At 68.7% G+C, this 11,535-nt stretch carries 11 protein-coding genes; 4 read left to right on the top strand and 7 right to left on the bottom strand.

The window, feature by feature from the left end:
- Positions 1-25 precede the first annotated feature (25 nt).
- The 3 genes from ACHWVH_RS13295 to aceB form a co-directional block, all read right to left on the bottom strand.
- Positions 26-1,069: a diguanylate cyclase gene (locus ACHWVH_RS13295; protein ID WP_017908068.1), complete on the bottom strand. Its 1,044-nt coding sequence runs from the start codon at positions 1,067-1,069 to the stop codon at positions 26-28.
- Positions 1,070-1,315: 246 nt separating this feature from the next.
- Positions 1,316-2,611 (bottom strand): isocitrate lyase, encoded by a 1,296-nt coding sequence (gene aceA / locus ACHWVH_RS13290; RefSeq protein ID WP_017908067.1) that lies wholly within the window; start codon positions 2,609-2,611, stop codon positions 1,316-1,318.
- A 144-nt stretch (positions 2,612-2,755) separates the two neighbouring features.
- Positions 2,756-4,399 carry a malate synthase A gene (aceB, locus tag ACHWVH_RS13285; RefSeq protein WP_394687336.1) on the bottom strand — a complete coding sequence of 548 codons (1,644 nt, stop codon included), beginning with the start codon at positions 4,397-4,399 and terminating at the stop codon, positions 2,756-2,758.
- Between the two features lie 108 nt (positions 4,400-4,507).
- Between aceB and ACHWVH_RS13280 the strand changes: the two genes are divergently transcribed.
- The 4 genes from ACHWVH_RS13280 (at position 4,508) to ACHWVH_RS13265 (ending at position 7,265) form a co-directional block, all read left to right on the top strand.
- Positions 4,508-5,476 carry a LysR family transcriptional regulator gene (locus ACHWVH_RS13280; RefSeq protein ID WP_152182339.1) on the top strand — a complete coding sequence of 323 codons (969 nt, stop codon included), beginning with the start codon at positions 4,508-4,510 and terminating at the stop codon, positions 5,474-5,476.
- A gap of 82 nt (positions 5,477-5,558) precedes the next feature.
- On the top strand, positions 5,559-6,281 hold the full coding sequence (locus ACHWVH_RS13275; RefSeq protein WP_394687335.1) for a helix-turn-helix domain-containing protein: 723 nt from the start codon (positions 5,559-5,561) through the stop codon (positions 6,279-6,281).
- 139 nt (positions 6,282-6,420) lie between these two features.
- The gene (locus ACHWVH_RS13270; RefSeq protein WP_226978459.1) at positions 6,421-6,723 is read left to right on the top strand and encodes a TfoX/Sxy family protein; all 303 of its coding nucleotides are present in this window, start codon (positions 6,421-6,423) and stop codon (positions 6,721-6,723) included.
- A gap of 188 nt (positions 6,724-6,911) precedes the next feature.
- The gene (locus ACHWVH_RS13265; protein WP_295928728.1) at positions 6,912-7,265 is read left to right on the top strand and encodes a VOC family protein; all 354 of its coding nucleotides are present in this window, start codon (positions 6,912-6,914) and stop codon (positions 7,263-7,265) included.
- A gap of 125 nt (positions 7,266-7,390) precedes the next feature.
- On the opposite strand, the gene lepB is transcribed toward ACHWVH_RS13265, so the two are convergent.
- From lepB to dcp, 4 genes are all read right to left on the bottom strand, one after another.
- Positions 7,391-8,020 (bottom strand): signal peptidase I, encoded by a 630-nt coding sequence (gene lepB, locus ACHWVH_RS13260; protein WP_295928726.1) that lies wholly within the window; start codon positions 8,018-8,020, stop codon positions 7,391-7,393.
- 135 nt (positions 8,021-8,155) lie between these two features.
- Positions 8,156-8,548, bottom strand: a complete 393-nt coding sequence (locus tag ACHWVH_RS13255) for a hypothetical protein (protein ID WP_295917947.1) — start codon at positions 8,546-8,548, stop codon at positions 8,156-8,158.
- A gap of 146 nt (positions 8,549-8,694) precedes the next feature.
- Positions 8,695-9,204 carry a hypothetical protein gene (locus ACHWVH_RS13250; protein ID WP_295946364.1) on the bottom strand — a complete coding sequence of 170 codons (510 nt, stop codon included), beginning with the start codon at positions 9,202-9,204 and terminating at the stop codon, positions 8,695-8,697.
- A 103-nt stretch (positions 9,205-9,307) separates the two neighbouring features.
- The gene (gene dcp / locus ACHWVH_RS13245) at positions 9,308-11,467 is read right to left on the bottom strand and encodes a peptidyl-dipeptidase Dcp (RefSeq protein ID WP_267110837.1); all 2,160 of its coding nucleotides are present in this window, start codon (positions 11,465-11,467) and stop codon (positions 9,308-9,310) included.
- Positions 11,468-11,535: the final 68 nt, after the last annotated feature.

The raw sequence follows: 11,535 nt of genomic DNA, 5'->3' as shown, positions 1-11,535 counted from the left end.
CGGCGGCTCGGCGGGACGCGGTGACTCAGCAGGGGGCGGAGGCGAGGTCGTGCCAGTACAGGCGGTTGCCGCCCTGGCGCTTGGCTTCGTACAGCGCCGCGTCGGCGTTGGCGTACCAGTCGTTCCAGTCCGAATGCGGATCCACCCGGCTGATGCCGATGCTGACCGGGCAGATGTGCGGCGCAGGGTGCGGCACGCCCAGCAGGTTCTGCACGGTGGCGAGCACGAACTCGCCGATGCGGCGCAGGTCCTCGACCGTGCCGGCGGCCACCAGCAGGCAGAACTCGTCGCCGCCCAGGCGGCACGCCGTGTCGTCCGGCCCGGCCACCGAGCGCAGGATGTTGGCGACGTTCTGCAGCACGCGATCGCCGACCAGGTGGCCGTGGGCATCGTTGATGTGCTTGAAGCGGTCGCAGTCGATCAGCAGCAGGCCCGGGCCGGGCGAGCGGCCATCGCGGCGACACTCCTGCAGGCGCAGGATCAGTCCGCGGCGGTTGTGCAGGCCGGTCAGTTCGTCGGTCCGCACCAGTTCCTCGGTCTGGCTGAGCTGGTGGGTGGTGGCGTAGAGGTTGTCCAGCGCCGCTTCCAGGTCGCGGTTGCGCCGACGCAGCTGACGGATCAGGGTCTGCTCGTTCATCACCACGCGCATGATCGTGCGGCGCAGGAAGTAGGCGACCACGCCCGGGTCGCGCTCGACCAGGCGCTGGAAGTCGTCGTGGTCCAGTTCCACCAGGGCGCCGTCGCTGGCGGCGAGCGCGTCGGCGCTACGCATGTGGTTGCCGATCAGCAGGCCCAGCTCGCCGAAGAACTCGCCATGGCCCAGATGCTTGACCACCAGGTCCTCGCCGAAATCCAGATCGATCACGCCGCTGGTGATCACGAACATCGCGCTGCCGCCGTCGCCGCGGCGGAACAGCACGTCGCCGGCGCGCACCGTCCGGGCGCGACCGAACTCGGAAAACAGACGCAATTCTGCGGCGGTCAGCACCGCCAGCTCGTTCGGCTTCGGAGCGACCGCAGCGTTGGAAATTGTGCCGCGTGCGGTGGATGCGGCGCTGTCGCAGCTCATCCGGCCCCCTAATGTGACGTCGCTGGCCCTGTCCGCGGAGCATAGCACCTACACGCCGCGCTCACGATACGTTTCACAGGCAATCTCGCCCCTGCAAGAGACACCGCAAGCCGCCGCTGCGGCGATCTGTCGCACGCGGTAGACAGCGCCGTTCCGCCGACGGCAGCGCAAAAAAAAGCCCGGGCGAACCCGGGCTTCCCACCTCCTGCCAGGGAGGGGCGATCGATCGGCGCGCCTGGCTGCAGGTCAGGCCGCTTTCTCGCCATGGAACTGCTCTTCCTCGGTCGAGCCCTTCAGCGCGGTGGTCGAGGACTGGCCCTGCTGGATCGCCTGGGTCACCGCATCGAAGTAGCCGGTGCCGACCTCGCGCTGGTGCTTGACCGCGGTGAAGCCGCGGTCGGCGGCGGCGAACTCGGCCTCCTGCAGTTCGACGAAGGCGCTCATCTGCCGGCGCGCGTAGCCGTGCGCCAGGTTGAACATCGAGTAGTTCAGCGCATGGAAGCCGGCCAGGGTGATGAACTGGAACTTGTAGCCGTAGCTGGCGATCTCGCGCTGGAACTTCGCGATGGTGGCGTCGTCCAGGTTCTTCTTCCAGTTGAAGCTGGGCGAGCAGTTGTAGGCCAGCAGCTTGCCGGGGAACTTGGCGTGGATGGCCTCGGCGAACTTGCGCGCGAACTCCAGGTCCGGCTTGCCGGTCTCGCACCAGATCAGGTCGGCGTAGGGCGCGTACGCCAGGCCGCGGCTGATCGCCTGGTCCAGGCCCTTGTGGGTGCGGAAGAAGCCCTCGACCGTGCGCTCGCCGGTGGTGAACGGGCGATCGTTGGGGTCGATGTCGCTGGTCACCAGGTCGGCGGCCTCGGCGTCGGTACGCGCCACCAGCAGCGTCGGCACGCCCATCACGTCGGCGGCCAGGCGCGCGGCGTTCAACTTCTCGATCGCCTCGCGGGTCGGCACCAGCACCTTGCCGCCCATGTGCCCGCACTTCTTCACCGAGGCCAGCTGGTCCTCGAAGTGCACGCCGGCCGCGCCGGCCTCGATCATCGCCTTCATCAACTCGAAGGCATTGAGCACGCCGCCGAAGCCGGCCTCGGCATCGGCCACGATCGGCTGCAGGAAGTCGATCTCGTCCTTGCCCTCGGCGTGGTGCAACTGGTCGGCGCGCAGCAGGGTGTTGTTGATGCGCTTGACCACCGCCGGCACCGAGTCGGCCGGGTACAGCGACTGGTCCGGGTACATCTGCCCTGCCAGGTTGGCGTCGGCGGCGACCTGCCAGCCGGACAGGTAGATGGCGTTGAGCCCGGCCTTGACCTGCTGCATCGCCTGGTTGCCGGTCAGCGCGCCCAGCGCGTTGACGAAGTCCTTTTCGTGCAGGTACTTCCACAGCTTCTCGGCGCCGAGCCGGGCCAGCGAGTGCTCCACATGCACCGTGCCGCGCAGGCGCACCACGTCGGCGGCGGTGTAGTTGCGGGTGATCCCGGCCCAGCGCGGATCGGTGTCCCAGTCGCGCTGGATCTGTTCGGCGGTCTGCAGCGTGGTGCTCATCTGGCGTTCTCCTCGAAATGGATGCAGCGATGAAACGGTGGGGGTGTGGTCGGATAGACAGCGTTGGCAGCCACGGAAGGAATCCGATGCAGGGAGACCGCTTTCACGATTCCCCATGCCCGAATCCCCATTCCCGGCTTCCCATCAATCGATCAACTGATAGGCCGGCAAGGTGAGGAAGTCGGCCAACGCCTCGTCGCGCGTCAGCCGATCCAGCAGCGCGATGGCCTCGTCCACGCGCGCCCCGCCTGGCAGCAGCGCGCGCTCGCCCAGCCGTGCCGGCAACTGCCGCAGGCAGGCGTCGAACAGGGCGAAGTCGATGGCGGTGCCGTCGTCCAGGTGCAGGCCGCCCACGTGCAGCCACTGCCACAACTGGCTGCGGCTGATCTCGGCGGTGGCGGCGTCCTCCATCAGGTGGTGGATCGGCACGCAGCCGTTGCCGTCCAGCCACGCCGCCAGGTAGCGCACGCACACTTCGATGTTGCCCTCGAAGCCGGCGCGGGTGATGGTGCCGGTGGACGGGGCGATCAACGTGTCGCGGTCGGCCTGCACGTCCTCGCGGCGCACCGCGTGCTGGTTCGGCGTGCGCATGTGCTCGTCGAACACGGCGCGGGCGATCGGGATCAGCGCCGGGTGCGCCACCCAGGTGCCGTCGTGGCCGGCGGTGACCTCGCGCAGCTTGTCCGCGCGCACCCGCGCCATCGCCTGCTCGTTGGCCGCCTCGTCGTGGCCGATCGGGATCTGCGCGGCCATGCCGCCCATCGCATGCGCGCCACGGCGGTGGCAGGTGCGGATCAGCAGTTCCGAGTAGGCCTTCAGGAACGGCTGGGTCATGGTCACCTGGCCGCGCTCGGGCAGCACCCGGTCCGGATGCCGGCGGAAGGTCTTCAGGTAGGAAAAGATGTAGTCCCAGCGGCCGCAGTTCAGGCCGACGATGCGTCCGCGCAGCGCATGCAGGATCTCGTCCATCTCGAACACCGCCGGCAGCGTCTCGATCAGCACGGTGACCTTGATCTGGCCCTGCGGCAGGCCGAGCATGTCCTCGATGTGGGCCAGCGCGGTCTCCCACAGCGCCGCTTCCTCCATCGACTGCAGTTTGGGCAGGTACAGATAAGGACCGCGGTCCTTGGCCTGCAGCGCGCGACCGTTGTGGAAGGCGAACAGCGCCGCATCGAACAGGCCGCCGGCCAGCGGCTGGCCATCGACCAGCACGTGCTTCTCGTCCAGGTGCCAGCCGCGCGGGCGCACGATCAGCACCGCCTGCTCCTCGTAGGGCCGCAACGTATAGCGCTTGCCCGGGCTGCCGTCGCGCGCGGCCGGCGCGGTGAAGGTCAGGGTCCCGGCCACCGCCTCGGCCAGCGCGCGCTGGCCGGCGACCAGGTTGCGCCAGGTCGGCGCGGTCGAATCCTCGAAGTCGGCCATGTACACCTTGGCGCCGGAGTTCAGCGCATTGATGACCATCTTCGGATCGGTCGGGCCGGTGATCTCGACCCGGCGGTCCTGCAGCGCCTCGGGCAGCGGCGCCACCTGCCAGTCGCCGTCGCGGATCGCGCGGGTGTCGTCGCGGAAGTCCGGCAGGCCGCCGGCGTCGAAGAACGCCTGGCGCTCGCGCCGCGCGGCCAGCCGCGCCTGCCGCTCCGGCTCGATCGCCCGGTGCAGTGACACCAGCAGGGCCAGCAGCGGCGGCGGCAGCAAGGCGTCCTGGCCGGCCAGCGAGGCGGTCAGGGCGATCCCCGGCGTGGAGCGCGTGGACGGGTCGGGAGCGGCAGCGAAAGCGGGGGCGGACATGTGGGGATTCCTCGATGTTTCCGGGGCTCCACCGTGCTGCCGACGCATGTATTTGACAAAGCAGTTTTGTCAATGCTTTATATAAGTAAGCCTTATATCTATCACGTCATGGCCACGGGCAGCGCCGCAACCCCGCGATTTCCTTACAAATCCGACCGGCTCAAGCCGTTGCGCGCGTTTTGCCAGACGGTGCGGCTGGGGGCGGTGTCGCGGGCCGCGGAGGCCTTGTTCGTCAGCCAGCCGGCGGTGACCCTGCAGTTGCAGGCGCTGGAACGCGAACTGGGCGTGGTGCTGTTCGAGCGCAGCGGCCGGCGCCTGGTGCCCAGCCGCGAGGGCCAGTTGCTGTACGAGATGGCGCAGCCGCTGGTGGAGAGCCTGGACCGGCTGGAGGCGGATTTCCGCGAGAAGGCGCGCGGACTGGACGCCGGCGAGCTCAATGTCGCCGCCAACAGCTCCACCATCCTCTACCTGCTGCCGAAGATCGTGGAGGCCTTCCGTGCACGCCACCCGCAGGTGCGGCTGACCCTGCACAACGCGATCAGCGCCGACGGCACCGACCTGCTGCGCGAGGACGCGGTGGACCTGGCGGTCGGCTCCATGCTCGACGTCCCCGCCGACCTCAGCTACGCCCCGGTGTACCGCTTCGAACAGTTGCTGATCGCCCCGCCCGACCACCCGCTGGCACGCAAGCCGAGGCTGACCCTGGAGGACCTGTCGCCGTACCCACTGATCCTGCCGCCGCGGCGCCAGGTCACCTACCGCCTGGTCGACCTGGTGTTCCAGCAGGCGCGCGTGCCCTACACCGTGGCGCTGGAGGTCGGCGGCTGGGAAGTGATCAAGCAGTACGTGGCGATGGGCATGGGCGTGTCCATCGTCAGTTCGATCTGCCTCACCGACGCCGACCGCGCGCGCCTGGCCACCCGCGCCCTGGGCGATTACTTCCCGGCGCGCAGCTACGGCGTGGTGGTGCGCAAGGGCAAGTACCTGTCGCCGCAGGCGCGCGCCTTCATCGAGCTGATCCAGCCGGACCTGTTCACCCCGCGCGGCTACGACGAGAGCGGGCCGTCGGAGCGGTAGAAACGCCACACCCGCGCTCCGCAGCGGCACCACCGGGCTCTGCTACCGTGGCGGCACGCCCGCTGCACACCACCGACCGCCCGTGTCCCTGCCCTCCCGCTACGCCGAAGCCGACGCACCACCGGCGTTGCGCGATCGCCTGCGCTGCAGTTGGCGTTTCCGCCAGGGTCAGGCCGACACCGCCGCGACACAGGTGCTGCCCGATGGCTGCGTCGACCTGATCTGGGACGGCCGCGCGTTGTTCGTCGCCGGACCGGATCGCCGCGCCACTGACGCCACGTTGGCGCCTGGCAGTGTGCTCAGCGGCGTGCGCCTGGCGGCAGGGGCCGGCGCCAGCCTGCTCGGTGTACCGCTGCAGGCCATCGCCGACCAGCGCGTGCCGCTGGACGCGCTGTGGGGCGTCCGCGGCCGCGACTGGCAGGCATGGCTGGAGGATGCCGCCGATCCGCTGGCGGCCTTGCACGCGCTGTGCGCCAGCCGCCCGCTGCAGGCCGACAGCGCGATGGCCTGGCTGTTCGCGCAACTCGCCGGCGCGACGCCGCCGCGGCTGGCCGCATTGACAGCCGCGCTGGGCGTCAGCGAACGCACGCTGCGCCGGCGCAGCCACGAGGCGTTCGGCTACGGCGCCAAGACCCTGGAGCGCATCCTGCGCCTGCAGCGCTTCCTGGGTCTGGCGCGCCAGCATCCCAGCCTGACCGCGGCGGCGCTGGAGGCCGGCTACGGCGACGCCCCGCACCTGGTGCGCGACAGCCGGCAACTGACCGGCCTGAGCCCGCGCGAGCTGGTGCAGCGGCACGCGCGCTGACTTGGCCTGCGACGTCGCCACGCAGCGCGACGGCGCCGCCACGGCATCGTCCCTGAAGCCTCGTGTGGCACCGTTTGTTACCGTGCCGACAGACGCGGACCCGAGGTGATACATGGCCAGAGATCCAGGCTTGGAACACATGCTGCGCGACGTGCTCCAAGCGCGGCCGGGCCTGACCGAGAAAGCGATGTTCGGCGGCTGGGCCTGGCTGGTGCACGGCCACCTGCTGTGCGGCGCACGCGACGACGGCGTGCTAGTGCGGCTCGGCAAGGGTAACGACGGATGGGCGTTGGCGATCCCCGGCATCGTGCCGATGCTGTCGCGCGGCCGGGCCATGGCGGGCTGGATCAGGGTCGCGCCAGAGACCTTCGCCGACGACGCGCTCGCCGCGCGCCTGCTGCGCGAGGCAACCGCCTTCGTGCGCACGCTGCCGCCGAAGTGAGCGCAGTGCCGGCCTTCCCAGGCCGGCCGCGCGCGGCGTCGGCGCGACGTCGCTGCAGGAAACCGGCGTGTCGCTCGACCGAAGCAGGACGCCGCCGCTCGCCAACGGCGGCACGCATGCTGGCCGTTTTCGCCAAGCCGGCGCCGCCCCGGCGATGGATACTGGCGGCTCTTCCACAGGAGCCGCCCATGTCCCGCGCCGAGCAGCATCACCGCATCGACTATCTGGAATTCGCCGTCGCCTCGATCGCCGCGGCAAAGGCCTTCTACTGCCAGGCCTTCGACTGGACCTTCCAGGACTACGGCCCGGACTACTGCGAATTCCGCGACGGCCGCCTGAGCGGCGGCTTCTTCCACGGCACGCCGCAACCCGGCGGCGCCCTGGTGGTGCTGTACTCCCACGATCTCGCCGCGACCCAGGCCCGCATCGAAGCCGCCGGGGGCCGCATCGTGCGCCCGGTGTTCGACTTCCCAGGCGGGCGCCGCTTCCACTTCGCCGACCGCGACGGCTACGAACTGGCGGTGTGGTGCGAGGGCTTCTGACGGCACCGCGGCACCAGCAGGTTGCCTCCGCAGGAGCGGCTTCAGTCGTGACGGGCACTCCCGGTAACGCCTGTCGCGGCTGAAGCCGTTCCTACGGATCAGGTCGCGTCATTGCGCGCGGTGCCCTACAGCCGCGCCCACTCGAATCCCTCGCCGCGGCGGTAGAACACCGCCAGCGCCTTGCCGTAGACGCTGTCGGCATCGACGAAGCCGAAATAGCGGCCATCGAAACTGTCGCCGCGATGATCGCCCATGACCAGCAGTTCGCCGGGCGGCACCCGCACGTCGTGCAGATCCGGGCCGCCGCCCGCGTCCAGATCCAGCCGCGCGATGCGCGCGCCGAAGCGCTCGGCATCGCCCGCCGCGCCCACCTGCAGCGGCTGGCCGTTGATGGCGAGATGGCCGTCGCGCACGTCGACGCGATCGCCCGCCACCGCCACCACGCGCTTGATCAGGCGGGTGCCGTCGTGCGGCGAATCGAACACCGCCACATCGCCGCGCTGCGGCCGGCCGCGTTCGAACACGCGGTACTCGGTGAACGGCACGCGCAGCCCGTAAGCGCTCATGTCCACGGCGACGCGATCGCCGGGCTGCAGCGTCGGCTGCATCGAGCCGGAGGGCACCACATAGTGATTGGCGAAGGACGACCGCGCGGCGGTGAGCAGCAACAGCATCACCACCATCGGCAGCAGTTCCTTGCGGCTCCAGCGCGCGGCGCGCTGCAGGCGGGTGGCGTGCGGATCGGCGTGGGTCATGGGGCACCTGTGGCGAGCGAGGGCGGCACGGGTCGTGCCATCGCGACAGTGCGCGCTTGGCGGCTCGCGGGGCCAGTGACGAAAGGCATGGCGCCGCCCGGCACAGACGCCTGCCGACACCATGCAGACGGCAACTCATTTGCAGTCTGGAAACTCACCCACTGTGACGACGGGAGGCAGACGTTCCTCGTTTCCGCCATCCCTCCCTTGTTCGCCATTGAGATACGTGATCCGCGCGCCTTTCCCGTCGCGACGCACTGCATAAAGCGGCTCGTTCCGCTCCGAATACACCACGAGCGTTTCGTCTTCGGCATGCGTCGAGAACAAGGACGGGGTCAACGGCCCGCCCTCGTAGCGCTGGATCAACAGCCGAGTGCCATCGACGGCAGGCAGGATCCATAGCGTCGTCCCCAGCAACTCCCCCTCTTCCTCGATGCGACAGACGTTGGAGAAGCTTTGCGGCCGCGATGCGCTGAAATGCGCCGGCCCCGTCGCCGCGCCCACCAGGAGCGCCATGGCAAACATCATGCTTCGATACTCCCATGCGTCAGATGGATAAATCAGCAGCGATCATGCCGCCCTGTCGAGACACGTTACCAGGGCGCCCTTCCCCCGGCCGCAGCGCGCGTCAGCGTGCAAGCAAAATGAACGGCGGTCACGCCGTCGGCCGATGCCTACGGCATGACCTCGATGCGGTTGGACGTAGCGGCCTTGAGGGAACCCACCTGATCGGAAACATTCGCGGCGGTGGTCGCCGGAAGTTCGCGGTACCGCAACAACGGCTGCACAGCCACCAAATAGCGGCGTCCAGGGACGATCCCGTAGTTCCGGGACAGATCCACCGTCGCAGATTTCGACTCGCCCGGACCCAGGATCACGTCGGGCCTCGAACCCGGCAGCTGGCTCACGTAGATGCCGCGGTAGGCCACAGCGCTTCCGTCCTCCTGCAGCACTCGTAACACATTCGCTTGCAGTCGCCCGTCGCGGTTCACCTCGGGGATATCGGCATCCGGCACCGCGATCGGCTGATCGCCCGCATTGACCAGGGTGATCGTGATGACCGCTGCGCCCGCGCGCTTGCTGCCTGCTTGCGCGTGTTCCAGTCGGATGTCCAACCGCCCTGCGGCAGACACCGCAAAACAGGCGCCCAGCAGCGCCATACCGACAATCCAGCTTCCCTTCATGAGCATCTCCTTGTGGTGGATGGAGTATCCGGACACCCCAACAAAAAACGGGATGGCCGCAAGGCCATCCCGTTCTCGACACACCCGATCGGCGCAGCGCCGATCAGTTCTTCAGACCGCGGTTTTCCAGCAGCGGCTCGACGCTGGGGTCCTTGCCGCGGAAGTCGCGGTACAGGGTGGCCAGGTCGACGGTGTTGCCGCGCGAGAGGATCTTGGCGCGGAAGATGTCGCCGTTGGCGCGGGTCAGGCCGCCGTGCTCCTTGAACCACTGGAACGCGTCGTCGTCGAGCACTTCCGACCAGAAGTAGGCGTAGTAGCCGGCCGAGTAGCCGCCGCCCCAGATGTGGTCGAAATAGGTGGTGCGGTAGCGCGGCGGCACTTCGGCCAGGTCCACCTTGTACTTCTTCAGCGAGTCGGCCTCGTACTTGTCCACGTCCTGCAGCGGCGCGTCGGCCGGCAGGGTGTGCCAGGACAGGTCGAGCAGCGCCGCCGACAGGTACTCGGTGGTGGCGTAGCCCTGGTTGAAGGTGCGCGACTTCTTGATCTTCTCCACCAGGTCGGCCGGCATCGCTTCGCCGGTCTGGTAGTGCTTGGCGTAGTGCGCGAACACCTTCGGATCCGACGCCCAGTGCTCGTTGAACTGCGACGGGAACTCGACGAAGTCGCGCGAGGTGGCGGTGCCGGCCAGGGTCGGGTACTTCACGTTGGAGAACATGCCATGCAGCGCATGGCCGAACTCGTGGAACATGGTGGTGACGTCGTCGAAGCTCAACAGCGCCGGCTGGCCCGGGGCGGGCTTGGTGAAGTTGCAGACGTTGTAGACCACCGGCTTGGTGCCGGTCAGGCCGTTCTGGCCGACGAACTCGTCCATCCAGGCGCCGCCGGACTTGCTGTCGCGCTTGAAGTAGTCGGTGTAGAACAGCGCCAGCGACTTGCCGTCCTTGTCGAACACTTCATAGACCTTCATCCCGTCGTGGTAGGTGGGGATGTCGGTGCGTTCCTTGAAGGTGAGGCCGTACAGCTGGTTGGCGGCGTAGAAGACGCCGTTCTGCAGCACGTTGTCCAGTTCGAAGTACGGCTTGATCTGCGCTTCGTCGAGGTCGTACTTGGCCTTGCGCACCTGCTCGGCGTAGAAGTCCCAATCGGCGGCGGTGAGCTTGAAGCCGCCCTTCTGCGCGTCGATCACCTTCTGCATTTCCGCGGCCTCGCTGCGCGCCTTGGCGGTGGCGGCGGGCACGGTGTCGGTGAGCAGCTTCAGCGCCGCGGCCGGGGTCTTGGCCATCTGGTCGCTGAGGCTGTAGGCGGCGTAGCTGTCGAAGCCGAGCAGCTTGGCCTTCTGCGCGCGCAGCTGGGCCAGGCGCTGCACGGTCTGGCGGGTGTCGTTGGCATCGCCCTTCTCGGCGCGCGACTGCGAGGCGGCCATCACCTGCTGACGCAGGTCGCGGTCCTTCAGCGAGGCCAGCACCGGCTGCTGGGTGGTGTTCTGCAGGGCCAGCAGGTACTTGCCGTCGAGCTTGCGCGCGGTGGCGTCCTGCGCGGCCGAGGCGATGTCGCCGTCGGACAGGCCGTCGAGCTTGGCCTTGTCGTCCACCACCACCGCACCGGCGGCGGTGGCCGCGACCAGCTTGGTGTGGAACTGCGTGGCCAGGGTGGTCTCTTCGACGTTGAGCTTGCGCAGGGTGGCCTTGTCGGCGTCGGACAGCTGCGCGCCGGCACGCACGAACTCCTGGTATTCGTACTCGACCAGGCGCTTCTGCTCCGGGTCCAGGTTCAGCGTGTCGCGCTGGTCGTACAGGCTCTTGATGCGCGCGAACAGCTTCGGGTCCAGGCTGATCTCGTCCTGGTGCGCGGCCAGCTTGGGCGCGATCTCTTCCTGGATCTTCTGGCGGGCATCGTTGGTGTCGGCCTGGACCAGACCGAAGAAGATGCGCGACACGCGGGTCAGGGTCTCGCCGCTGCGCTCCATCGCTTCCAGGGTGTTGGCGAAGGTGGCCGGTTCCGGGTTGTCGGCGATCTTGCGGATCTCGGCCAGGTGCTGCTTCATGCCCTCTTCGAAGGCCGGCAGGTAGTCGCTGTCCTTGATCTTGTCGAACGGCGGCGCCTGGAACGGCAGCGTGCTGGGGGTCAGCAGCGGGTTGGCGGCGGCGGCAGGCTGCGCGGCGGCCGGAGCAGCGGGGGCGGCGGGCACGGGGGTGGACTCCTTACCGGAACAGGCAGCCAGCGCCAGGCTGATGGCGGCGGCCAGAACGACGTTACGCGACATGAGGTGGAACTCCTGGGAGGACCTTGGGGCCAAGACAGCCGCCCACGTTACCGGGTTTGCATGGCAGC

This window comes from uncultured Xanthomonas sp., from assembly GCF_964278005.1.
GTDB classification, from domain to species: domain Bacteria; phylum Pseudomonadota; class Gammaproteobacteria; order Xanthomonadales; family Xanthomonadaceae; genus Xanthomonas_A; species Xanthomonas_A sontii.
Note: the sequence above shows the minus strand (reverse complement) of the source record. Positions and strands in the feature narration are given on the sequence as shown.